This window comes from Vibrio sp. D404a (genome assembly GCF_030248535.1).
Lineage (GTDB): Bacteria > Pseudomonadota > Gammaproteobacteria > Enterobacterales > Vibrionaceae > Vibrio.
In genome coordinates, this window is record NZ_JAHGAJ010000024.1 from 69,585 (window position 1) to 93,083 (window position 23,499).

Genomic DNA, 23,499 nt, shown 5'->3' on the forward strand with positions numbered 1-23,499 from the left:
CATCTTCGGGAACGTATAGTGAATCTAAAGACAATTCCAATGTGTTTATTTCTGGAGGTTCCATGGATATTAAAAGTTTACTTAACCAAGCACTGCAATCGGATTTGGTAAAACAAGGCAGCCAAAAGCTATCTCAAGGCTCCTCCAGCTTAAGCGGGCTGACTCAAGACAAAAGCAAATTAGGTGCACTCGGAGCCGGTGCTGTAGGTGGTGGACTACTAGGTGCATTGATGGGTTCAAAGAAAACCAAAAAGATTGGTAAGAAAGCGGTGGGGATTGGCGGAGCTGCTGCACTCGGAGCTTTGGCTTACAAGGTATATAACGACTATCAAGCCAAACAAGGGACACCGGATTCTTCACCACAAGCCACCTTTGATGAACAAGATTCTTGTCACAACCTGCTGATCCTGCGTTCAATGATTGCAGCCTCAAAGGCCGATGGTCATGTTGATGAAGAGGAGATGGCGAAAATAGAACAAGCGGTTGAGAACATGGGCGCAGATTATCAGCTGTCCAAGCTAGTGTCTGAAGAACTACATAAGCCCCTAGACCCAAGTGATATTGCACAGTTAGCGACTAGCCCTCAGCAAGCGAGCGAAATTTATCTTGCCTCGCTGATTGTGATAGATGAACAAAACTTCATGGAGAAAGCGTACCTGAAAGAGCTTGCGCGTCAGCTGAACCTCGCCGATGAAGTGAAGCTACAGCTAGAACAGCAGGTCACAGTTTAACCTAGTAAAATGAGATCTTGAGCAAGGACAAACTAAACCGAATATTCGTTGAATGCGCTTTGTTTTTGCTTTTCTCTATGTGTATATTGAGACCAGTTATCATTTAGTTAGGTATAAACATGAAAGTATACGATTGTTGTGATTTAGTTCGTGAACTGTACTCTCAAATTGGCAGTGGCGATCAAGGCTACATCCCTCAAGCCATTACATGTGCAGTTAAAACGTTAAACGACCTTGCTGCCGACGAGTCTCTTCCTAAAGAAGCACGTGAGCGCGCAGCCTTTGCCGCAGCTAACCTACTGATCTCAGACTTCGAGGACTAACATGAACTTAGCGAATTTTGAAACCATGGACCCGGTGATGCTAATGAGCATCGTCAACATGAAACTGCGTGATGATTTTTCTGGTGATCTCGATAAGCTCGCTAATTTCTTCGATATCGACAAAGCTGCTCTGGAAGCCAAACTGGCAACGGCCGGTTTTGAATTCCTGCCAGAGGCAAAGCAATTCCGTTAATTGCTCAAAAGAAAATAAATACCTCGAAGGCCAACCTCAGTGTTGGCCTTTTTGTTTGTGATTCCCAGAAAATCATAAAGCGAAAAACTTATTATAAATTATTAATTTGCACCTATACTTTTATATCTCAGCCTTAGAGCATAGCTTCAGCAATGGAGCTTGTCGCAATAAAGGCTCCCCCGAAACAGGATGTAAAAACAGTCACACAATGTAATAAAGGTGAAGGATTAATGATGAATAGACTCGGACTCTTAGTCGTGTTCGCGGCCACACTTACTGCTGGTTGCGCTTCCAACTCTCAACAAGACAACTTTCGAGAAGCCTCTTTTGAGCTGTGTAATACCGAAGTCGACCTCTACTCGGTAAGTCACGATGAAAGAGTGCGTATTGTCTGCTCAGATGGCTCTAAGTTTGCCCTAAGCAGCGAAGACACCTTAGAAGTGATGCGCGACATCAACATCGACTACTGCGATGGTGAAGGCCTAGGTAAATTCAGCGAAAGCCGCCACTACTATTCATTCAAATGTAAGTCAGGCACCCTCCTCAGTATCAAAAAATAACCCCGATACCAACAGCCACCAAATACAAAGAAGGCTCCTGTAAAAGGAGCCTCCAAAATCATCATTTTTCAATCAAATAGCTTTAGTTCAAGGAAAAGGCGCGGAGCACACGGATGTCAGTGAGCATGCTCGACAACGCAGTACCTCAAAAACAAAAAAGGCCCCAAAAGGGACCTTTTTAACTCTTTTTCAAAGTAGATGAGCGAAGTTCAAGGAGCTCACACGGAGTTTGCGCTAGCAAATGAGTATGTGCGACACAGAAATTCGTTCATTATCTGGATAATACCGACCAATAAGAAAGGCTCCTAAAAAGGAGCCTCCAAAATCATCATTTTTCAAAGTAGTTGTTTGAAATTCTAGGAGAGCACGCGGAGCTTACGGATGTAAGTGAGCATGCTCGACAACGAAGTTCAAATTACTACGCAGAAAAATTAAGCGTAAACTGGTAGACGCTTACAGATATTTAGTACTTTTGCTTTTGTCGCTTCGATAACAGACTCATCACCCATGTTATCTAGGATGTCACAGATCCAACCTGCTAGCTCTTTCGCGTCAGCTTCTGTGAAACCGCGACGAGTGATAGAAGGAGAACCGATACGGATACCTGACGTTACAAACGGGCTACGTGGGTCGTTTGGTACTGAGTTCTTGTTTACAGTGATGTTTGCTGCACCTAGTGCTGCGTCTGCTTCTTTACCTGTGATGTCTTTGTTGATTAGGTCAACTAGGAACAGGTGGTTCTCTGTAGAACCTGAAACAATGTTGTAGCCACGCTCAAGGAATTCAGCAACCATTGCTTTTGCGTTAGCAACTACACGTGCTTGGTACTCTTTGAATTCTGGCTCTAGAGCTTCTTTGAACGCTACTGCTTTACCTGCGATAACGTGCATTAGAGGACCACCTTGGCCGCCAGGGAATACTGCAGAGTTTAGCTTCTTGTAAAGATCTTCGCCTTCGTTAGAAAGGATTAGACCACCACGTGGACCTGCTAGTGTTTTGTGTGTTGTTGTTGTAACAACGTGTGCGTGTGGTACTGGGTTCGGGTAAACGCCTGCTGCGATTAGACCTGCTACGTGCGCCATATCAACGAATAGGTAAGCACCTACTTTGTCAGCGATTTCACGCATGCGTTTCCAGTCACAGATTTGAGAGTAAGCAGAGAAGCCACCGATGATCATCTTAGGCTTGTTCTCGATAGCCAGCTTTTCCATCTCTTCGTAATCGATTTGACCTGCTTCGTCGATACCGTAAGGGATGATGTTGTAAAGCTTACCAGAGAAGTTTACTGGAGAACCGTGAGTTAGGTGGCCACCGTGCGCTAGGCTCATACCTAGAACCGTGTCGCCTGCGTTTAGCAGCGCCATGTATACTGCGTTGTTCGCTTGAGAACCAGAGTGAGGTTGTACGTTCGCGTACTCCGCACCAAATAGTTCACATGCACGCTCGATTGCTAGAGTTTCAACTTTGTCTACGTACTCACAACCACCGTAGTAACGCTTGCCTGGGTAGCCTTCAGCGTATTTGTTTGTTAGCTGAGAACCTTGAGCTTCCATTACACGTGGGCTTGTGTAGTTTTCTGAAGCGATTAGTTCGATGTGTTCTTCCTGGCGAAGAGTTTCTTCTTGGATAGCTGCGAATAGATCCGCATCGTAATCAGCAATGTTCATGTCACGCTTAAGCATCTGTATCTCCTGACTCAGATTGTACTGAAAGTTTCAAAAAAACCACACAACGACCGAAAGCAAACGTTTTCGTCACCGTTTTGATGCGACGCATTCTACATAATTTGATCTAGGTCATAAAGAGCTAATTGCAAATTTATCATGCAGTTTTTTCATAATGACATATAAGCTTCATCATGCTTATGCGACACATCGCATCAAGCACGCGACTTACTGTCAATTTTACGCTTTACACCCTGTAAAACGAATATTACATAGGTTTACCTTAATTTTGTGTCTCAAGCTACCGAAAATGAATGTTTTTCTCTACTATGCACGCCTTTATTCGCTAGGTAATTATTAAAACGATGGAAAAACACTCACGTAAAGAAGATTGGGTCGCGATTCTTACTGGTACCTTCTTAGTCGCACAAGGCGTCTTCTTTTTACAGTCTGCACACCTGCTAACTGGCGGCACCACGGGCTTGGCATTACTACTCAGCCAATTTCTGCCCGTGACCTTTGGTGTGCTTTACTTTATCGCAAACTGCCCTTTCTACGTATTAGCGTGGAAACGATTTGGGCGTAACTTTGCCATAAGCAGTGCCTTTTCCGGAGCTTTAGTGTCTGTTTTTGCGGATCACCTATATTTAGTTATCTCTCTGGATGCACACAACGAGATCTACTGCGCCATTGCGGGTGGCTTATTAATGGGACTAGGCATGCTAATCCTGTTCCGCCATCGTTCAAGCTTAGGCGGCTTCAACGTGCTGTGTCTTTACATCCAAGATCGTTACGGCATTTCGGTGGGCAAAACACAGATGGCGATCGATGCGTGCATCCTGTTTGCCTCATTCTTCTTTGTTTCACCATGGATCATCGCTGTATCAGTACTTGGTACTGTGGTATTGAACATCGTGCTGGCAATGAACCATAAGCCTACTCGATACTCAGTAAGCTACGGTACCTAGCCTTGTCCGTGAGCACTCATTTTCTCGTTTTTGAGCAAAGACGAAATGAGTGCTTTTATCTTGCACAGCTAGCTGCTTTTTATAAATAAAGCCGCTAGAATTGCGGGTTTTTATCAATCACGGCTATCCATGCAAGACTTCCTCAGTGCCGCACAGGCGAAAAACACCACAATTTCGATTGCTGATCTTGTCTACAACCCTGCGACACGAGAACTGAGCACGCCTGAAGAAGTGATTAACTTGGAGCCGCGTTCGATTGAGCTGCTCGAGTTGCTGCTGCGCCATGTCGGTGAACCGATTTCAGCGGAGCTGATCATTGAAGAAATTTGGAAAAGCAGCTTCATTTCCAAGAATGTCCTGACCAACCGCATCAGTACTCTGCGCTCAATACTACAAAAGCACCTACCCGAGAGCGATGCCACTAAAATACTGGTTACCTACCCTCGTAAGGGCTACTTTCTGAATCCTAGCTCTGTTCAGCTTTTCGAGCCTGAACAACACCCTGTAGAGCAAACAGCCAAGGTTCACTCCAAGTCATCTGTGCCGACTTGGTTGTGGTTCGTTACGCTTGCGTTGCTGGTAACGAGTACCACGTTGGGTTATCTATTTTGGCAGTCCTCCAATCAAACCTCAGAGGCGGCAAGAGAACAACGACTCATCCCCAAAGTAGAGCTACTGTTAAGCCGTGTGGATGCCGTGGGAGATAATGCAAGGAAGTACCGCACCGCTGTGAAGGCGTTGTTATTGCAGCAGCAGATTGAGTACTCCTATACTGACTTAGCTAATCAGGATGCGCCGAGTTACTTTGTCGATCCTATCGATAATTCGCCGTTCTTCCCCGGGGCGAAAAACATGCGCACCAGTGACTATCTACTGAATATCCAATTGAAAGATCATGAGATAGACAAACGCCTCAGTGCCCAAGTCAGTCTGATTTACCCAAGCTCAGGTAAGTTGGCCTATCGTGGTGTATACAGCATTCAGATTGATGACCTAAGCAACAGTCTTATGGCGATCAACCGAGGCTTGGCGAGCTACTTTTCACTGCCAGAGCCAGAAGCGCCGCTCTGGACTATCCAAAATGAACAGCTCAATCTTTTACTCTCTGAGCAAGTGGTTGACTTGGATAGCCTCAAGCTAAACTGTATGAACTCAACCTTACTCGCACGTAAGCTGGCACTTTTTGAGACAGACCATCAACGCTTGGCCCACTTTACCAACCGCGTACAGACACACTTTAAGCTAGTACCTGATGAACTTAAGCTTTGGCTTGGCGTGATTCATTTTAAGCTGCGTGACCTGCCAACAGCGAAAGAACTATTGACCAATACCTCAGGACATTCGCGAATAGAGAATGCGCTTATCTATATGATGATTTCGCACATCAGCTTTCAGCAAGGCAATCTCGATAACTTCCGCTTGAACTACATGGAGTCTTTGGTCGCTCTGTTACGAGTCATCCCTTCTGAAGCGTTATTCGATAGACTGTCTCAGCCGGAGTCTAAAGAGACCTGCCTACAGCCTTGGAGCAGTTTAAAGTTGAGTATTAAGGAACCACGAATCATCAAGCAGTGGGAAAACTTGATGGTTAATTATTGCACAGCAGTAGGTAAAGAGTTCAGTAACTAAAAACATAAAAACCGTAAAAACAAAAACTTAAACATAAATTAAGTTCTTATGTAACTTTGTTTTTTGCCCTCTAATCCGTCAAAAACCTAGCATTCCTAGCAAATCTGGCAGCCCTTGCCAGTTCAATTTAGGAGTGCTCAACATGAACAAAAAACTGACACTACTCACCGCTTCACTGATTGCTCTATACGGTTGTGGCGGTGGCGACTCTTCGTCGGGATCAACCAGCAACCATAAAGGCCCAAATAGTAAGGCCGACTACCCAATTCAAAACTCACAGTTTTCACCTTCTTCGACCACCAGCCTAACCTATGCGTTTGAGCTTGATGAGCAACTTGAAGATGAGATGTCGATGGTCTTTCAACCTCTCGACTCTCAAGAGATGGTAACGCTACTTGAGAAAGACACGGACAATGAAGAGTTACTCGCTATCGTCCATGATTTAATTAATTATGGCATCACTCAGTTTTACTTATCTGAAGAAGTCAGACACAGTGCAATTGAAGAGAGTGAGCACACCGTTTACTTTGCTGGTAGCGATGGTGCGCTACATGAGATTACTGACGCCTACTTTATCGGCAGCGAACACATCACCGAAATCATGGAAAGCAGCCCGCTGTTTCGCCTAAATGGTGTCAATGTAGTAGAGGGTAACCCGATCATCGATATCAGTAATAATACGGTTTCATTGCAGGTTACACTCACAGGCAAAGCTGTCGTGAGCATGCTAAGTGAATTTGAATCGCACCCTTGGGTACAGAACCTACCATATACAGCTTCTTGCAGTGTGAATTGGCAGCAGCTGATAAATGAAACGGGTGTCCGTAAGGCCTTCACCGTTTCAGGGAAATCGATAGAAGCAGCAAACCTATCCGAGGACAACACCTATGACATAAACTGTGTTGATATGGACAGTATACACTTCTCTACATCATCACAGCGTTGGTTCAACCCTAGCATCGGCTTAATTAGCCAAATAGAGTTACTGAAGTCTGAAGAAATGAATCCAATAGAAGAGAAAGCGACGTTAACCTCGATTGACAAGGTCTTGTAAACAAACTGATTTAGGCAATACAAGAAAGGCTTTGGGGAGCACTCCAAAGCCTTGTTCTCAATACCCAATTTTGCGCCACTCGGTTCCATACTCAGGGGGCGAGCCTAAAACCTATCGACACAAGTTCAAGGTATTAATCTTGATGTTCAATCAACAGAATGCGCGTTTCATAAGGACGCAACACTTGATGCTGTGACGCCGTTAGTTTTTGTGCGTCCGAATAGTTCGATAACAGAGTCTTCGCATCGGACATCGCAAAACGTTCCGGAAGTACACATTCGGTCTCTTCGCCATAATAGTTATTGATACACAACAGAGTCTGCGTGGCAGTCTGACGTGCATAGGCAAAAATACTTGCGTGCTCTGGCAATAAGTCTTGATAATCGCCATCGGTGATCACGGGCACTTCTTTACGCAGCTCTATCAGCTTCTTGTAGAAATAGAACACCGAGTCCGAGTCTTCTACCGCTTGCTGGGCATTCACTTGTGGGTAATTGCCCGCGACCTCAAGCCAAGGTTGGCCTTTAGAGAAGCCTGCATATGGAGAGCCATCCCACTGCATCGGCGTACGAGAGTTGTCACGTGATTTCTGAGCCAAGATCGCCATCATCTCTTGATGAACGACACCTTGTTCGTGCACCATCAGCTGGTAGATGTTGGTACTTTCAACATCACGGTACTGCGCGATGTCTTGGTAGCCCGGATTGGTCATGCCAATCTCTTCACCTTGATAGATGTATGGCGTGCCTTGCATCATATGTACTGACGCCGCCAACATCTTCGCAGACTCAACACGGTAGTTTTGATCGTCACCCAAACGGCTTACCACACGAGGTTGGTCATGGTTACACCAGAAAAGCGCGCCCCAACCTTTACCGTTGAGTCCACTTTGCCAGTGGTTAAAGATCGACTTCAGCTGTAAGAAATCAAACGGTGCTTTGGTCCATTTTTCACCATTTGGATAATCGACCTTTAGGTGATGGAAGTTAAACACCATCGACAGCTCTTTTTGATCAAGACTAGAGTATTGCTGACAGTGCTCAAGGGTTGTCGAAGACATTTCACCAACCGTTACGCTACCGTACTTTTGGAAAACCGCTTCGCTGATCTCTTGCAAGTATTCGTGAACTCGTGGGCCGTCCGTGTAAAAACGACGACCATCACCAATATCATCGTTCGGGAAATCTTGTTGCTTAGAAATCAGGTTGATAACATCTAAACGGAAGCCATCAACGCCTTTCTCCGCCCAATAACTGATGATCTCTTTCACTTCACCACGTACTTTCGGGTTCTCCCAGTTCAGATCAGCTTGCTCTTTAGCGAAGAGGTGTAGGTAATACTGCCCGGTGGCTTCGTCCAGCTCCCATGCATTACCACCAAACTTCGACTGCCAATTTGTCGGTGCTTGACCTTCCACCGGATCTTTCCAAATGTAGTAATCACGGTATGGGCTCTGTTTGTCACCCAAAGCGGATTGGAACCAAGCGTGATGCGTTGAGGTATGGTTCACCACGATGTCCATGATGATGCGAATGCCTCGCTGGTGAGCTTCAGCCAAGAGTTGGTCAAAGTCGGCCATGGTGCCAAATTCAGGATTAATCGCGTAGTAATCAGAAATATCGTAGCCGTTATCCACCATAGGTGATTGATATACCGGCGTCAGCCAAATTGCATCTACACCGAGCGTTTTCAGGTAATCCAGCTTGGATATAACCCCTTGAATGTCGCCGGTTCCTTTAGCGCCACTGTCACAAAAACTCTTTGGATAAATTTGATAGATGGTTGCTGTTTTCCACCACAACGCATCATTGTTCTGATTGGTCATCTCTACTCACTTACAAAAATAAAAAGTGGAGCAACAGTGACTCAAACAACTGTTGCTCCAAATAAAGTTATGCACTTACTGCCGTTAATTCGCCTTTTGCCTGTGCCCGTTTATAAAAGAACAGGGTCAAGATAATTGGGAGTGCTATTGCCACCGCTAACGCCAATAGATAAATCGTCCAGTACTGTGGCTGAATCGAAAGGATGCCCGGCAAGCCGCCTACACCGATACCATTCGCCATCACTCCAGCGCCACCACAAATTGCAGCCGCTGCAGCACTACCTAGCATTGCACTCAGCATTGGGAACTTGTATTTCAAGTTGATGCCGTACATCGCAGGCTCTGTAACACCCAAGTAAGCTGAGATTGCGGCTGGGACTGAAATGTCACGCTCGCCTTCGCGCTTGCTCAAAATAATGATGCCGACAACCGCAGATGCTTGAGCCACATTTGAAAGAGCAATTAATGGCCAGATTGGTGTACCGCCAAGCTCTTGCATCAGTTGTAGGTCTACTGCGTTGGTTGTGTGGTGAATACCCGTAATTACGAGTGGTGCGTATAGGAAACCAAAGATTGTTGAACCTAGAATCGCAAAGTCGCCCGTCATTGCTGCCTTAGCTGCGAAAGCAACGCCGTCACCTAGTACACGACCAAATGGGCCGATGAACGCGTGAGCCAGAATTACAGAAAGAATGATAGATACGAATGGCACAACCACTAGATATAGGTAAGCCGGAACAATGCGTTTGAGGTTGGTCTCAATGAAGGCCAGCGCGACACCTGCGAGCATGGCAGGAATCACTTGTGCTTGATAACCGACTTTTTCAATGACAAACAGGCCGAAGTCCCACACCTCTGGTGCGGCTTTACCTATCATGTAGGCATTCATTAACTGAGGTGAAACCAAGGTGACACCAAGCGTGATACCTAAAATCGGTGTACCGCCCAGTTTCTTCACTGTAGACCAACATACGCCAACAGGTAGGAAGAAGAAGATCGCTTCACCAATCAGCCATAGGAAGGAGTGAACCGTAGCCCAAAACTGGCTAAGCTCAACCAAAGTCTTACCATCGAACATACGAATGTCGCCGATGACATTACGAAAGCCAAGGATAAGACCACCAGTGATAATGGCAGGAAGCAGCGGTACAAAGATTTCGGCAAGGTGTGAAATACCGCGCTCTAGCACATTCATGTTTTGACGAGCTGCCAACTTCGCCTCATCTTTCGACGATTCCTGTTTGCCGGTCTGCTCAATGAGTAGCTTGTAGACCTCATCGACCTCAGTACCAACCACAACTTGGAATTGACCTGCGTTGGTAAAACACCCTTTTACTAAGCTCAGTTTTTCCAACTCAACTTTGTCTGCTTTATCTGTGTCGTTCAACACAAAACGTAAGCGAGTTAAACAGTGGCTAACGCTTGCGATATTGTCACTACCACCCACTAACTCAATAAGACGCGTAATGTCTTGCTTCGCTATCTTACTCATACTACCCCACCCTGGTTCTCTTCGTTCTACACTCAAATTCATCTGAATTCATTTGAACTCAACGCTCATGGGAACATTCCCATAACTTGGTGAGTATAATGCCTGCATGATGATTAAATTAAAATGGGAACAGTCCCATTAATTGAATAAGATCACACTCTTCAGTTTAGTAAATAGACCTAGTTCACCCTAGAAATAAGGGGTTAAACGATGGGTTTTTGGGTGTGATGAGAAATAGGTGTTTGGCCAAGTAATTGAGATATCAATAATTTAGCAGCTAAAGCACCCGCCGATTGATAACCCGGATCAATACTAAATACACGTGGGAATAAAAATGAAAGTAGATCGTTGCCACCGACCCCGGTGACCACTACATCTTCACGTTGCAACTCTTGCAGACGCTTGATCACGCCAAGTGCCAATGTATCACTAGCACAAGCAATCGCTTGGGTAGTAGAGGTAAGCACTTGATCAACCAATTGGTAAGCACTCTCATGGTGTAGAGCACCAGTCTGGTAATTCGGCTCAATGTTGTTTTCACCACACCAGTTAAGGTAGGCATTCAGACGCAGTTCACCGGTCGATTTATCACTAGGGTCAACACCGATAAAGCCAATGTCTGATAAACCCTGATCTTTCAAATGCGCGAGAGCAGTACCAATCACCTGCTGGTTATCGTAGTTAATCGAGGTGACGTTCTCTGTATCTAATGCAATAACAACCGCGCGATGTTCCCAAGATTCAATGGCTTCAATATCACAATCGGTAAAACCAAACACAATAATGCCATCGACATTACGCTGCTTAAGAACCTGAAGGTGCTCATTGGCTTTCTCGCGATCGAACAAACTCTCCATGATCACCACATCGTAGCCAGCTCGATACAGCTCCTCGAGCATAGTACTTACGGCTTTATTCTCTGAAGGGGAATCCAGACGAGAAATGATCACGCCAACCACTTTTTGGCTGCCGCCACGCATCGATTGTGCAGATTTAGAGGGAGTATAACCCGACTCCTGAATCACTCTCTCTACTCTTTCACGCGTTTCTGGCTTCACTTTGGGATCATTAGTGAGAACACGAGAAACCGTTGATTTACCAACACCTGAAAGCTTAGCGATATCGAGAATAGTGAGTTTTTTTTGCATGGAGTCTTATAAAGTTATTCAGAGAAAAAACGACAAGCAACTGATTTACAGTGACTTGTCGCCATTGAGTGATTGATTATTGGATGCGGCAGTTACGGTAAATAACTCGTCCAAGTTCAAGTCGAGCGTGCTCGCCTTTGGTAAACAGGGTAATACCGTTCATCAGTTCCGTGGTACCGTCATCAAGAATATACTTAGTACCAGAAGCTGCAACCACTTGTTTGAGTCGGTATTGGTTGTCAGGAAGTCGCAGTACCGCTTGCTCATCACCGTAAGCGACATCGAACGTGCGCTCAGACTCACACTGATAAGTCATATACTCACCACTGGTGATGTCTTTCTCAACCACCGCAGACTGAGAGCACCCGATGAGCGCCGTCAATGCGATAGCACAAACTGTAAACTGTCTCTTCATAAACACACCTTTCGATTAAAAGAACAACCCAATCACTGTTGTTGTTGAATTAACGCTTCAGGTAAGCAGGCACGTCTGCAATGCTATCAAGGACCACGCTCGCTAAGGCTTCACCTTTTTCTGTCACCGGTTTACCGGTTCTCACGAGCACCTTAGTGCCAACACCCGCAGCTTCTGCTGCCATCATATCTTCTGCTTTGTCGCCAATCATGACCGATTTTTCCATGTCGATTTTCAAGAAATCGCGCGCTGAAATGAACATGCCCGGTTTTGGCTTACGACAATCGCAGTCTTGCTTATATTCACCAACCCCGTGCTCTGCATGATGTGGGCAGTAATAGATACCATCAAGCTCAACGCCATTGTCGACGAAGTTCCAATCCATCCATTGAGTTAAAGACAGAAAGCGGTCTTCACTAAACATACCACGAGCAATACCTGACTGGTTGGTCACCAGCACTAAAAGGTATCCCATCTCTTTGAAAGCTTTTGCTGCTTCAAATACGCCATCGATATACTCGAAGTCATGCTCATCATGCACGTAACCGTGGTCAACGTTAATTACGCCATCACGATCTAAAAATACAGCCGGTTTTGACAAAATTTGGTTCTCAATCAACTCTCTATTAATCACTAATTATTGCACGCTTTAGTGGCTTCATCACCTGCTAATTGCATCGCTCGTTATAGGATGATTTACGTTTAGACGTCTAGACGTAAAAATATCTATTGACTTAGATCACGTTACGCCATAGCATCGTCTGTAAATCGAACGAACTATCAACATATTATTCTGTTCACCGTTACAGGTTTATTTATGATTAAAGTGAATCAAGTCAACAAGGTATTCTATCAAGGCACTAAAGAAATCAATGCCTTAATAGACATTAACCTTCACATTCCTCAAGGTCAGATCTTTGGCGTTATCGGCTCATCAGGTGCAGGTAAAAGTACACTGATCCGCTGTGTAAACATGCTAGAAGCACCAACCTCAGGTGAAGTGATTGTTGATGGCGTAGACCTCACAAAGCTAAGCAAGTCAGAGCTAAGTGAAGCACGACGCAATATCGGTATGATTTTCCAACACTTTAATCTGCTCTCTTCACGCACTGTATTTAATAATGTCGCACTGCCATTAGAGCTTGCAGGCACAGATAAAGACGTGATCGAGCAAAAGGTAAGTCAACTGCTTGAGCTGGTTGGCCTTGCAGACAAGCGTGACAGCTACCCATCGAATCTAAGTGGTGGTCAAAAGCAGCGTGTTGCGATTGCTCGTGCACTGGCGTCTGACCCTAAGGTTCTACTGTGTGACGAAGCGACCAGCGCACTGGATCCGGCGACGACACAATCTATCCTTGAGCTACTTAAAGAGATCAACCGCAAACTGAACATCACCATGCTACTGATTACACACGAAATGGATGTAGTAAAAAGCATCTGTCACGAAGTGGCGATCATCGGTGGTGGCGAACTGGTTGAGAAAGGCACTGTAGGTGACATCTTTGCGCACCCGAAAACAGAATTGGCTCACCAGTTCATTCGCTCAACCTTGGATCTATCGATTCCAGAAGATTACGAAGCAAGACTGCAAACAACACGCGTTGAAGGCAGCTACCCTCTGGTTCGTCTTGAGTTTACTGGTGCAACCGTAGATGCCCCTCTAATGACTCAAATCGCTCGTAAATTCAATATCGATGTCAGCATTCTAAGCTCTGACCTTGATTACGCTGGCGGCGTGAAGTTCGGCATGATGGTGGCTGAGCTATTCGGTAACGAAGCAGACGACAACGCAGCAATCGAATTCCTACGTGAACACAATGTAAAAGTAGAGGTACTTGGCTATGTCCTTTAATGAGATCGCAGATTGGGTAAGCCTAAACGGTAACCTACTACTTGGCGCTACGTGGGAAACCCTTTACATGGTAGCGGTAGCTGGCATTGTTGGTTTTGCAGTTGGTATTCCACTTGGCGTTATCCTGCACACGACCAAAAAAGGTGGCTTGCTAGAGAACACCAAGCTAAACAAGATTCTTGGCGCAGTCGTGAACGTAGGCCGTTCAGTACCTTTCTTAGTATTGATGGTGGCGATTATCCCATTAACTAAACTGTTAATTGGTACTTTTATCGGTACAACCGCAGCAATCGTTCCACTGACTATCGGCGCAATTCCATTCGTGGCTCGTCTTATTGAAGGCGCACTACTTGAAGTTCCAACAGGTCTGGTGGAAGCGGCGCAATCTATGGGTGCTACCCCAACGCAGATCATCACAAAAGTTCTGCTACCTGAGGCGTTACCCACTATTATCAATTCAGTAACCATCACACTAGTGACCCTAGTCAGCTACTCAGCAATGGCAGGTACCGTGGGCGGTGGTGGTCTTGGTGACGTAGCAATACGCTATGGTTTCCACCGCTATGATGTGACGATTATGGCCGTCACTGTCGTAATGCTGATTGTCCTAGTTCAAATTATTCAATCGATTGGCGATTCTATTGTTCGCCGTGTCGATCACAGATAAAAAGGTGTATTAAAAGGAGATTATTATGAAATTTAGCCTAAAAGGTTTACTTGCTATCGCTGCGGCAGCATCAGCACTTGTGCTATCAGGTTGTGGTGAAAAAGAGATCGACACATCAAAAGTTAAAGTCGGCGTTATGGCAGGTGCAGAAGCTCAAGTAGCGGAAGTTGCAGCAAAAGTTGCAAAAGAAAAGTACGGCCTAGACGTTGAACTAGTAACGTTCACAGACTACGTAACACCAAACGCGGCACTTGATGACGGCTCAATCGACATCAACGCATTCCAACATGCGCCGTACCTAGATCAGCAAGTTGCTGACCGTGGTTACAAGCTAACCATCGCGGGTAACACCTTTGTATACCCTATCGCAGGCTACTCTAAGCAAGTAACGTCAGTAGAAGAAATTGAAGACGGTGCTCGCATTGCAGTACCAAACGATCCGACTAACCTAGGTCGTTCTCTACTGCTTCTTGAGCAACAAGGTCTTCTAGAGCTTCGCGAAGGTGTTGGCCTTCTAGCAACCGTTCGTGACATCGTAGGTAACCCTAAGAACCTAACGATCGTTGAACTAGACGCAGCACAACTTCCACGCTCTCTGGATGACGTAGCACTGTCTATCATCAACACGACTTACGCTAGCTCAATCAACCTAACTCCACAGAAAGATGGTGTTTTCGTTGAAGACAAAGAGTCTCCATACGTAAACCTTATCGTATCTCGTGAAGACAACCTAAACGCAGAAAACGTACAAAACTTCGTGAAAGCTTACCAAACTGAAGAAGTGTACAACGCAGCGTCTGACATCTTCCAAGGTGGCGTAGTAAAAGGCTGGTAATCCACGCTTTTCACTCACCTCAATAATGAAGGGCTGACATTATGTCAGCCCTTTTCTTTGCCCGATGTTTTACTAGCAGCTATACAGTGTGGATTACCACCAAGCTTCTACCTGCATACCCAGGCTCACTTCGCTGTTCTCGCCAGTACCGAATGCATCGTCATTCTCTGCATCATGGATGTAGGTTGCGAAGATACGGAACTCAGGACGCGCCCAGAAACCTGTCTTAGGAACCCAAGCCTGCGCCACTGTGAACTTACCGCCAGCACCATCTTGGTTATCAATTTTCTCAACGAATCCACCCAATTCTAGAACCGTGCGCATTTTCTCATCCCACTTGTACAGTGGACGAATGACAGCACTGAAGGATTCATCGGTGCTGTTATTCGCGCCAACATCGGTTGAGTATGCGTAGCGCACAGTGTGGCCAAACTCGATATTGTCACCAATCGAAACCACACCCCAGTTGATGATACGGAAGCCTTCAGCGTTGTTGTTGTTTTTGTCTCGTACCAAATCACTGCCGGTACCAAAGGTTGTCATCTGCTCTGCATAACCTGAGTTCGCGACCTGTAAAATGGTTTTGTTAAAGCCCGTCGGTAACCCCTGATTCAGGCTCGCGGTCAGCATCACGCTGTCATCCGCATCAAGTGATTGGTCTTTCTTCTCTTTGCCGAAGTTAAAATCCGCACCTAACTCTAGGTCGGCATTTTTCCAAAGAGGAATACCGGCATAACGAATATCAGCAATCATGGCTGTGGTCTCTTGCCCATCATCCACATCGCCTGTCACTGTATCTTGAATCAACGCCAACGACAGTTTGCCCGGGCCAAGGTTGATGTGTTCCACACCGCCACCAATACCACTGACATCCCAGTAGTAGTTATCAATGATGTGCACATCGTGACGTTGGTAGTAACGCTCACCCGCCCACATCGTGATGTCTTTGTCGTCAAACAAGCCAGCAGCTTGAATGTTCAGTTGGACCACATCCACATTGCGATCTTTTGCGTTCTCATCTTGCCCCTCCCAGTATGCAAGCATCGAGTCAATCAAAAACGTCGACTCTTCGTCCTTGAACAGCTCTTTCTTAAAGCCAAACTCACCGTAGAGGTCATTCTCGTTACCTAATCGGCCGACCTTATTCACCTCCCATTTGCTGTTTGAGCCACCATTGTCGCTCATTCCGACGCCACCACGCATGTAGCCGTTAAATTCTAGGGGTGCCGTCTCAGCCAGTAGATTGGGGGTAAGCAAAACAGAGGTAAGGGCAGCGGCAATTGGTAACAGTTTCATAATCCATTCCTTTTATATCAATGATCGAACTTGTCATTTTAATTATGGGAACATTCCCATGGGATCGATCCCATTTATATTGGCAAGATTATAAAAAGGAAGTGATTGAATAAATTATTGTGATCAAGTTAACCATTGGTGAGAGTTAAAGTTGATGCAGGTTGGATTATTGAGATGAATACTTCCAGCCTATTGAATGCAAAAATCGAGAGGATATAAAAGCTGAAATATGCAACTACATCATTGGTCTAAGGTACGAACAATGAACAAAGAAAAAGCCCTTACGAAAGAACATAAGGGCTTTAATAGTAACAATCTTGACGATAGTGAGCACTCACCCACTTTTGTTTAAAGTGATTACTTGATATGATCCCACGACATGTTGGAAACAATACGACAGTCATCGCATTTGAAGTGGAAAATATCGTGAATCGGCTCATCGAGTAGCCACTCTCCACCACACTTAGGGCATTTTCGAGCTTGCTCATCAGCCAGGCTCTTACCACCAACTCGATACTGGTAATAGTAAGTCGGCACTTTTGAGAGGTACTCTAGTCTGCCGCGCAGATCCCAACCACGCTTGAACAGCACACTGTCAGCGTCACAGATCTCATGCAGCGCTGCATGCTCCGCTCGACAACCACCAGCCATCTGAATTTCATCGCATGCTTGCCACTCAGTTTGCCACTTAACCACCGCTTTATGGTCGCCATTTGAGGTCGGCGGGTTGCGATAAAGTGGAATGGGTAACAAGGTTTCACCGCTGCGCAGTGGTGAACAAGTATGTACGTATGTGGTGTAAAGCACTTGCCAACTTGGCTGTTCATCTTCCGCGGCTTCTTCAGAGTTAAGATCACGCCCTAACATACGCATTTTCGGTGCTAGCAAGCTCGCCTCTGATAAACGATCGAAGCAAACTTTTACGAAGTCTGAACGGTTTCGTGGGTGCAAACTGTCTTGCTCAGGGCAAACAACGCGGACGAAAAACTCACCCTCGCCCATAACAACCGGAAACTCACGTCCCAGTACTTGGCCGTTATAACGCAGCGCATCCATTAGACCATTGATTGCCTTATCGACCGCGCTAATAGTCGTGTTATCAAAACACTCGAATTGAAGTTCTACAACGTACATCTTAAACAGCCGGTTCCAATTTCTCTAAAAATTCAGCCAGCGTCTCTGTCAGTACATCACGGTTGCTGGTGCCAAGGCGCTCTAAAATCACATTACCTGTCAGATTGCAGATAGAGATGACGTCCATATCTGCGTCTGTTGCGGCGATAAACACGGTTGGCTTTAGTTTGAGTCGGCGCTGAGTCACCAAGTGCCCAAGAATGTTCTCTTGCAGGCGAACAAAGTCTTCGTCGCTCCAAACTTGCAGCAATGTCAAAGGGTTGCCATCAAAGGTCGCATCCATATCTGCACTGTATTGCGCGCCATAGAAGGTTTTAATGTCTTCATGCAGCGACAACTCAATGCCATTTTCAACATTGGTAAAGTCAGCATGTTGTTCACGAGGAGAGTTTTTCCATAACACAGCACCCGATAGCTTTGCTTCAACGCACGGCGAGACAAGGTCTGCTAGCTCTTCGCTGCGAGGCAAAGATTGATGTTGATGCTGCCAAGCATCGACATACTGCTGACTGAATGAAAGTAGTGCGTCTTGGGCACGTTGAGTCATGAAAATCTCCTAAAGCGAAAATAATAAATAGAATCGGGCACCTTTCCACATCGATTAAGCGATGACCTAATGACACAGTAATGGGGATTCAGTAAAATCGCCCCTATTCTAATCGAATTTGAAACGAAAGTATGAGCAAATATTCTGACGCTAAAGAGCTAGCGGGTTTAACCCTAGGTCAAAAAACTGAGTACTCTAACCAATACGACGCCAGCCTGCTGCAACCTGTGCCACGCAGTCTAAATCGTGACGACCTAGCTTTAGGCGGCGAACTGCCGTTCATTGGCCACGATATCTGGACCATGTACGAACTTTCATGGCTGAACGATAAGGGTTTACCTCAAGTTGCTGTCGGTGAGGTTTTCATTCCTGCAACCAGCCCAAATTTAATTGAATCTAAATCTTTCAAGCTGTACCTAAACAGCTACAACCAGACACGTTTCTCTGATTGGGAAGCGGTAACTGAGCGCCTGACTCAAGATTTATCGGCGTGTGCAGGTGAGACAGTACTGGTTAACGTAAACAAAGTGACTGATTACACCAATCAACCGATTGTTACGATGCAAGGCGAGTGCATTGACGATCAAGACATTGAGATCACCAGCTACGACTTTGAAGCGTCAATCCTAGAAGGCGCAGCAGAACAGGAGCAAGTTGAAGAAACTCTGCACAGCCACCTGTTGAAATCTAACTGTCTGATCACCAATCAACCTGATTGGGGCAGCGTTGAGATCGCTTACACAGGTTCAAAGATCAACCGTGAAGCACTATTGCGCTACTTGGTGTCATTCCGTGAGCATAACGAGTTTCATGAGCAGTGTGTTGAGCGTATCTTCACTGACATCATGAAGTACTGCGCACCTTCTAAGCTGACCGTATTTGCACGTTACACGCGCCGCGGTGGATTAGACATCAATCCATACCGTTCTACTGAGCAGGACCGCCCGTCTCACAACATGCGTATGGCTCGTCAGTAAATCATTGGAAGATTTCGCCTCTATAGAGGTTTGTTTACCTCGATATATCTAGTTCGACTGAAAGGAAAATAAAATGCGTTGGTTAACTTTTATTGGCCTCCTCTTTGTTAGCTTAAGTGCTTCTGTTAGTGCCTCTGTCTACTCATCGGCCCTGCTTAACGAAGCGAATAACTTGGTTGAGATTGAACCAAGCCAAGCCAAACAAATGGCCAACAGTTATCTGACGCTGCGTGTTTTGTCGGACCAAAGTGAGAAAAGCCCATCGGCCATTTCTCGTGAAGAGACGGATTCTTCCATTCGTACGCCTAACAGCAGTATCGATGCGTATAAGATTCTTGCTAAAGCAGAGTTTAACCTTGGGCATACTCGCACTGCGATTCAGCATATTGATACCGCAACTGAGCTCTCTAAGACCTACAACCTAGAATACTTACAGCTCGATCTAGAGATACTAAAAACTCGCCTAATTTGGATCAGCAATCGTAAATCGGCTGAAGCGAAAGAGGTATTGGCAGGGGTCGAAGCGAGTCTGCAGTCGGTTAATAAGACTCTACGTCTCACCGAAGGCATTACCTACCGTTTGATCATGCTTAAGGCTGAAATTGCCTCATACGAGAATCAAATCGACGAAGCTGAAAGTTTGTACCAGCAAGCAAAAGCCTTCCTCGACCAACGCTATTCTGAAAAAGTCACCATCGATTATCACATCTCAGTGGGTGAGTTTTATCTGACTCATAAAGAGTACAACCACGCCCTTTCGGAGCTGCTTTATGGTTACTGGAAATCGGTCGAAGGCAACCTCAGTGCGCGCCTAGCCAAGGTCAACCGCCTGCTGGCACAGCTGTTTTTTGAGCGCCAAGTTCTAGATAAAGCTATTGAGCACCTTTCTCAAGCGGCCGACTTCTACGACAACTTTGAAAGCTCACCAATCTTGGCTCAAGTATTGAAAAAGATGGGTGATGTGTACTACTTCCAAGGTAAGTACAATCTAGCTCTGGTGCACTTTTTCAACGTTTTAGATCATGAAAGTACCGACCGCGACATCAACCAAGTGATTGATATTCGTCTAAGCCTTTCGGCCACTTACTTACGCCTCTATAACTACCCATTGGCTGAGCAATACTTGTCTCGTGCCCTTGAATTGCTTGAATACACCGATAACCTCAAATTAGAAGGCCGAGCAGCACTGCTGTCAGCCGGCCTTGCTTATCACCTACAAGACAGTGATCAAGTCATCAAATACGCTCAACGTGCCCTAGATATCTCACGTCAGATTGAGGACATGCGCCTATCTCAGCGCTCATATCACCTGCTGTCTCTTGGCTACGAACAGGCACAGCAACCTCAACAAGCGCTTGAGAATCTAAAACAGTACACCTCATTGATCTCGCTTGAGCAGCAAAACCTCAACCGAATCAGTGAAGATGCATTCCGCCAACAGAAAGAGTTTGCCGAACGCACCCTACATTACGCAGGGCAAGCAGAAGAGCTAGAGATGTATAAAGAGGAGCACCGCAAGTTCCAAAAGATATCTTTTGCCCTGTTCCTATTCAGTATCATTCTGTTTTTCTTCGTATTACGCCGTGGCTACATCATTCAGAGCCAAGCAAAAGAGAACGAAAGCCTGAGTACCGATCTCTTCACCCACTCACGCTCTAAGCTGCCAAACCTGCGCATGCTTAACGCCAAGCTGTCGAACTCGCTTGAGCAAACCAGCCAGACCTTCGAACAATGGCAAATGGGTGAGCTAATTCACGAACCGTTAAACGACCGTTTGCGCTTTGTGATGATTGACCTGCCATTTTTGCGCAACATGTACACACAGAATGGTTATAAAGCCGGTCTTGAACTTGAAGATGCGTTTGGTGAGTACCTCAAAACCAAGCTCGATGGTCCATCACGTATCTACCACTTTTCAGATGCAAACTTGCTCTACATTGAGCCGAACTCGGATCGCAATGCGTCACCGGAAGCAATGTTCCGCAAATTACAATCTTGGATCACCGACTTTGAGCCTGAGCGTAATATGAATCGCACCATTCGAGTAGGTATCGCTGACTACCCGTTCCTGCCTCGTGCTTACACAGCGATTAATGACCAAGAGCTACTTGATGTACTGCTAATGTCGACCAATATTGCTCGTGAGATTAGTCTCAAAGAGCGCAGCAGTCAGTGGGTATATTTGAAGGCCATCGACAACGCCCCAGCCGCGAGCCTTGCAACTGGTAACATAAGAGAGGCATGTAAAGTCGCTATAAATCAAGGGTTAATAAAAATACAATCTTCTTACCAGAATGAGGACAACATCAAAAAAATGCTAAAAGATGAGTGATTTGCGAGCGGTTAATCGTTCGAAACAGTGACCTTATTTTTAGTTTTGTTATTATCGATGTCTTGGAATTTCATCAAAGCGATCGCAATCGATCTATGTGGCACTAATTTATTGACCTATGGGCATTCTCGAACAAGACATCCAGGCTCAGCTACATCAACTGAAAACTCAGTTAGATCAAGCACGTCTGAATCAGAGAGACACCTCGTTCAAGTTCATACGTGAACAAAAGGTCCTTAAGCGTATTGTCACATCTTTAAGCGATGCTTGTGTTGGTACTAACGACCACCTGGATGAAAACTTAATTGCCCTGAGGGAAGAGCTGCAGAAGAAGAAAGACGTCAGCTCAATGATCCCAAAGTTGGCTGTTTTGGAAAGGATGCTAAAACAAAAAACGGTGGCTATGGAAAAACAGAACGGATATCTAGACGAAAGCATTAAGCACAGTGGCGAAACGCTGCAACGCGTAACGGGCCTACCGGCTCAGCTTAAGCGCGACCTGCGTAACCTATTGAGCTTTTCTGAAGGCAATGGCAGTCAGAAAATCGATCACGCAATGAAACTGCTCAGCATCTATGAGCGTGCAGTTAAAATCATGGCGAGCAATTCCCGTTCTCATTTTTCCGATGCCGACAACTCCCCAGAGCAAGCTCTACTCTCCGATCTCTCAACCGAACTGCAACACCTGATTACCGAACTCGACTTCGAGGGTGAATCGGGTGATTTACTCGCTGATATCCGCGCTAAGCTGCTACTTGGTGTCTCCACTCAAAACCTGTTTGAACTGACGCTGCAAGTGTTAAAGCTGGTGATTGAAGGGACGAACCTAGAGCGCAAAAAGTCTGAGCAATTCATTGAACAACTTAATGCTTCTCTCTCTGCAAGCATTAAAACAGCGGATCAAAACAGCGATCAGAGTCAAACCTACTTTGAACACCGTCAAAGCCTCAACAATGAGCTGGGTAACTTAGTGGGTAAAAGCCAACAGTCTGTCGAGCAAGCTACCGATATCCATGTATTGAAGCAGTCGATAACACCACTGCTTAACGAGATTGCCTCGCTCTCTGAAAGGCTTAGTCACGCCGAGCAGAAAGAGCAAGCGCTAATCGATCGCATGAGCTACGGCAAAACGCAACTCGACTCTTTGTATGAAGTGACGCAAGACTACCGTCGACGCCTTGAAGATCAGGCGCAGCGTATGTTGCTCGACCCTCTGACTAAGGTCTACAACCGCACCGCGTTTACAGATCGCCTAGAACTGGAATACCGCCGTTGGATTCGAGCTCAACACTCGCTGCGTGTGGTGTTACTGGATATCGATAATTTCAAAGCCATTAATGACAGCTTTGGTTATACCGCTGGTGATAAAGCGCTGAAGATCATTGCGCGCACCATGACCAAAGAGCTATCGAAAACCGATACCGTGGCGCGTTTTTCTGGTGAAGAGTTCGTATTGTTGCTGCCAGAACAGAATGATGAATACTGCCACCAAGTGATTCAGAGCATTCAAACACAAGTCAGCCGCCTGCCATTTAAGTTCCGCGACCAACAGATCACCATAACTCTCTGTGCCGCTAGCACTCAGTTTAGTGAGTCAGACACACCTGAAGAAGTACTGGAACGACTTAATCGCATCTTAAATAAGGCAAAACAGCGTGGTTCAAACCAGCTCGTTTGGCAATAACCTCTCCTATTTGAGAATTTATTTCTCTTTTTCAAATACTTATCACATACCAAATATCAAAATGTTTGCTAAGCTAATGGTTAACATTTGCTTAACAAGCCTTTCTGGCGATCAAGCCTGTGCCAAAAACATTTAGCAAGGCATAGAATAATCCGATTTTCATAAACGCCCTC

Annotated in this window: 22 protein-coding genes; 13 read left to right on the top strand and 9 right to left on the bottom strand. The window is 45.7% G+C overall.

From position 1 onward, the window contains the following. Positions 1-62 precede the first annotated feature (62 nt). The 4 genes from KI655_RS15045 to KI655_RS15060 all read left to right on the top strand — a co-directional run bounded on the left by KI655_RS15045 (position 63) and on the right by KI655_RS15060 (position 1,807). Entirely contained in the window at positions 63-731 is a 669-nt protein-coding gene (locus KI655_RS15045) for a tellurite resistance TerB family protein (RefSeq protein WP_285406612.1), read from the top strand. 119 nt (positions 732-850) lie between these two features. Beyond that, positions 851-1,054 (top strand): YaeP family protein, encoded by a 204-nt coding sequence (locus KI655_RS15050; RefSeq protein WP_004738556.1) that lies wholly within the window; start codon positions 851-853, stop codon positions 1,052-1,054. Between the two features lies 1 nt (position 1,055). Next, complete coding sequence (locus KI655_RS15055) at positions 1,056-1,247, top strand: DUF4250 domain-containing protein (protein WP_032551680.1); 192 nt, start codon at positions 1,056-1,058, stop codon at positions 1,245-1,247. A 233-nt stretch (positions 1,248-1,480) separates the two neighbouring features. After that, on the top strand, positions 1,481-1,807 hold the full coding sequence (locus KI655_RS15060; RefSeq protein WP_285352799.1) for a hypothetical protein: 327 nt from the start codon (positions 1,481-1,483) through the stop codon (positions 1,805-1,807). Positions 1,808-2,238: 431 nt separating this feature from the next. Here the strand turns inward: KI655_RS15060 and glyA are convergent, their stop codons facing one another. After that, complete coding sequence (gene glyA, locus KI655_RS15065; RefSeq protein ID WP_285406649.1) at positions 2,239-3,489, bottom strand: serine hydroxymethyltransferase; 1,251 nt, start codon at positions 3,487-3,489, stop codon at positions 2,239-2,241. Between the two features lie 347 nt (positions 3,490-3,836). Between glyA and KI655_RS15070 the strand changes: the two genes are divergently transcribed. From KI655_RS15070 to KI655_RS15080, 3 genes are all read left to right on the top strand, one after another. Beyond that, the gene (locus KI655_RS15070) at positions 3,837-4,439 is read left to right on the top strand and encodes a YitT family protein (RefSeq protein ID WP_285406652.1); all 603 of its coding nucleotides are present in this window, start codon (positions 3,837-3,839) and stop codon (positions 4,437-4,439) included. A 129-nt stretch (positions 4,440-4,568) separates the two neighbouring features. Further along, positions 4,569-6,068: a winged helix-turn-helix domain-containing protein gene (locus KI655_RS15075; protein WP_285406655.1), complete on the top strand. Its 1,500-nt coding sequence runs from the start codon at positions 4,569-4,571 to the stop codon at positions 6,066-6,068. Between the two features lie 142 nt (positions 6,069-6,210). Further along, a complete protein-coding gene (locus tag KI655_RS15080; RefSeq protein ID WP_285406657.1) occupies positions 6,211-7,122 on the top strand; it encodes a hypothetical protein in 912 nt (303 codons plus the stop codon). A 133-nt stretch (positions 7,123-7,255) separates the two neighbouring features. Here the strand turns inward: KI655_RS15080 and treC are convergent, their stop codons facing one another. From treC to gmhB, 5 genes are all read right to left on the bottom strand, one after another. Further along, positions 7,256-8,947, bottom strand: coding sequence for an alpha,alpha-phosphotrehalase (gene treC / locus KI655_RS15085; protein ID WP_285406659.1), 1,692 nt, complete (start codon positions 8,945-8,947; stop codon positions 7,256-7,258). 67 nt (positions 8,948-9,014) lie between these two features. Then, a complete protein-coding gene (gene treB / locus KI655_RS15090) occupies positions 9,015-10,439 on the bottom strand; it encodes a PTS trehalose transporter subunit IIBC (protein WP_285406660.1) in 1,425 nt (474 codons plus the stop codon). Between the two features lie 203 nt (positions 10,440-10,642). Continuing rightward, positions 10,643-11,587, bottom strand: a complete 945-nt coding sequence (gene treR / locus KI655_RS15095; RefSeq protein WP_152469173.1) for a trehalose operon repressor TreR — start codon at positions 11,585-11,587, stop codon at positions 10,643-10,645. A 76-nt stretch (positions 11,588-11,663) separates the two neighbouring features. After that, on the bottom strand, positions 11,664-12,002 hold the full coding sequence (locus KI655_RS15100; protein ID WP_285406664.1) for an MliC family protein: 339 nt from the start codon (positions 12,000-12,002) through the stop codon (positions 11,664-11,666). Between the two features lie 49 nt (positions 12,003-12,051). After that, positions 12,052-12,603, bottom strand: coding sequence for a D-glycero-beta-D-manno-heptose 1,7-bisphosphate 7-phosphatase (gmhB, locus tag KI655_RS15105; RefSeq protein ID WP_285406667.1), 552 nt, complete (start codon positions 12,601-12,603; stop codon positions 12,052-12,054). A gap of 216 nt (positions 12,604-12,819) precedes the next feature. Here gmhB and metN point away from each other — a divergent pair, with 216 nt between their 5' ends. The 3 genes from metN to metQ are packed head-to-tail and all read left to right on the top strand — an operon-like array spanning position 12,820 to position 15,356. After that, entirely contained in the window at positions 12,820-13,854 is a 1,035-nt protein-coding gene (metN, locus tag KI655_RS15110) for a methionine ABC transporter ATP-binding protein MetN (protein WP_285406669.1), read from the top strand. Next, positions 13,844-14,521 carry a methionine ABC transporter permease gene (locus tag KI655_RS15115; protein ID WP_285406672.1) on the top strand — a complete coding sequence of 226 codons (678 nt, stop codon included), beginning with the start codon at positions 13,844-13,846 and terminating at the stop codon, positions 14,519-14,521. The genes metN and KI655_RS15115 overlap by 11 nt, the downstream gene beginning before the upstream one ends. Before the next feature lie 25 nt (positions 14,522-14,546). Then, positions 14,547-15,356: a methionine ABC transporter substrate-binding lipoprotein MetQ gene (metQ, locus tag KI655_RS15120; protein WP_285406675.1), complete on the top strand. Its 810-nt coding sequence runs from the start codon at positions 14,547-14,549 to the stop codon at positions 15,354-15,356. 93 nt (positions 15,357-15,449) lie between these two features. On the opposite strand, the gene KI655_RS15125 is transcribed toward metQ, so the two are convergent. The 3 genes from KI655_RS15125 to syd all read right to left on the bottom strand — a co-directional run bounded on the left by KI655_RS15125 (position 15,450) and on the right by syd (position 18,333). After that, the gene (locus tag KI655_RS15125) at positions 15,450-16,652 is read right to left on the bottom strand and encodes a carbohydrate porin (RefSeq protein ID WP_285406677.1); all 1,203 of its coding nucleotides are present in this window, start codon (positions 16,650-16,652) and stop codon (positions 15,450-15,452) included. A 357-nt stretch (positions 16,653-17,009) separates the two neighbouring features. Continuing rightward, the gene (locus KI655_RS15130) at positions 17,010-17,786 is read right to left on the bottom strand and encodes a Zn-ribbon-containing protein (protein ID WP_285406679.1); all 777 of its coding nucleotides are present in this window, start codon (positions 17,784-17,786) and stop codon (positions 17,010-17,012) included. A gap of 1 nt (position 17,787) precedes the next feature. Continuing rightward, the gene (syd, locus tag KI655_RS15135; RefSeq protein WP_285406681.1) at positions 17,788-18,333 is read right to left on the bottom strand and encodes a SecY-interacting protein; all 546 of its coding nucleotides are present in this window, start codon (positions 18,331-18,333) and stop codon (positions 17,788-17,790) included. Positions 18,334-18,464: 131 nt separating this feature from the next. Between syd and queF the strand changes: the two genes are divergently transcribed. The 3 genes from queF (at position 18,465) to KI655_RS15150 (ending at position 23,326) form a co-directional block, all read left to right on the top strand. Further along, positions 18,465-19,310, top strand: coding sequence for an NADPH-dependent 7-cyano-7-deazaguanine reductase QueF (queF, locus tag KI655_RS15140; RefSeq protein ID WP_285406683.1), 846 nt, complete (start codon positions 18,465-18,467; stop codon positions 19,308-19,310). 73 nt (positions 19,311-19,383) lie between these two features. Then, entirely contained in the window at positions 19,384-21,642 is a 2,259-nt protein-coding gene (locus KI655_RS15145; RefSeq protein ID WP_285406685.1) for a lipopolysaccharide assembly protein LapB, read from the top strand. A gap of 118 nt (positions 21,643-21,760) precedes the next feature. Continuing rightward, a complete protein-coding gene (locus KI655_RS15150; protein WP_285406688.1) occupies positions 21,761-23,326 on the top strand; it encodes a GGDEF domain-containing protein in 1,566 nt (521 codons plus the stop codon). Positions 23,327-23,499: the final 173 nt, after the last annotated feature.

Coding starts and splice junctions, on each gene's coding strand:
- KI655_RS15115 (WP_285406672.1), top strand. CDS start 13,844: ATGTCCTTTAATGAGATCGCAGATTGGGTAAGCCTAAACGGTAACCTA.
- KI655_RS15100 (WP_285406664.1), bottom strand. CDS start 12,002: ATGAAGAGACAGTTTACAGTTTGTGCTATCGCATTGACGGCGCTCATC.
- queF (WP_285406683.1), top strand. CDS start 18,465: ATGAGCAAATATTCTGACGCTAAAGAGCTAGCGGGTTTAACCCTAGGT.
- KI655_RS15060 (WP_285352799.1), top strand. CDS start 1,481: ATGAATAGACTCGGACTCTTAGTCGTGTTCGCGGCCACACTTACTGCT.
- KI655_RS15130 (WP_285406679.1), bottom strand. CDS start 17,786: ATGTACGTTGTAGAACTTCAATTCGAGTGTTTTGATAACACGACTATT.
- metQ (WP_285406675.1), top strand. CDS start 14,547: ATGAAATTTAGCCTAAAAGGTTTACTTGCTATCGCTGCGGCAGCATCA.
- metN (WP_285406669.1), top strand. CDS start 12,820: ATGATTAAAGTGAATCAAGTCAACAAGGTATTCTATCAAGGCACTAAA.
- KI655_RS15145 (WP_285406685.1), top strand. CDS start 19,384: ATGCGTTGGTTAACTTTTATTGGCCTCCTCTTTGTTAGCTTAAGTGCT.
- KI655_RS15050 (WP_004738556.1), top strand. CDS start 851: ATGAAAGTATACGATTGTTGTGATTTAGTTCGTGAACTGTACTCTCAA.
- KI655_RS15075 (WP_285406655.1), top strand. CDS start 4,569: ATGCAAGACTTCCTCAGTGCCGCACAGGCGAAAAACACCACAATTTCG.
- KI655_RS15045 (WP_285406612.1), top strand. CDS start 63: ATGGATATTAAAAGTTTACTTAACCAAGCACTGCAATCGGATTTGGTA.
- KI655_RS15125 (WP_285406677.1), bottom strand. CDS start 16,652: ATGAAACTGTTACCAATTGCCGCTGCCCTTACCTCTGTTTTGCTTACC.
- treB (WP_285406660.1), bottom strand. CDS start 10,439: ATGAGTAAGATAGCGAAGCAAGACATTACGCGTCTTATTGAGTTAGTG.
- KI655_RS15070 (WP_285406652.1), top strand. CDS start 3,837: ATGGAAAAACACTCACGTAAAGAAGATTGGGTCGCGATTCTTACTGGT.
- syd (WP_285406681.1), bottom strand. CDS start 18,333: ATGACTCAACGTGCCCAAGACGCACTACTTTCATTCAGTCAGCAGTAT.
- glyA (WP_285406649.1), bottom strand. CDS start 3,489: ATGCTTAAGCGTGACATGAACATTGCTGATTACGATGCGGATCTATTC.
- KI655_RS15150 (WP_285406688.1), top strand. CDS start 21,761: ATGGGCATTCTCGAACAAGACATCCAGGCTCAGCTACATCAACTGAAA.
- KI655_RS15055 (WP_032551680.1), top strand. CDS start 1,056: ATGAACTTAGCGAATTTTGAAACCATGGACCCGGTGATGCTAATGAGC.
- KI655_RS15080 (WP_285406657.1), top strand. CDS start 6,211: ATGAACAAAAAACTGACACTACTCACCGCTTCACTGATTGCTCTATAC.
- treR (WP_152469173.1), bottom strand. CDS start 11,587: ATGCAAAAAAAACTCACTATTCTCGATATCGCTAAGCTTTCAGGTGTT.
- treC (WP_285406659.1), bottom strand. CDS start 8,947: ATGACCAATCAGAACAATGATGCGTTGTGGTGGAAAACAGCAACCATC.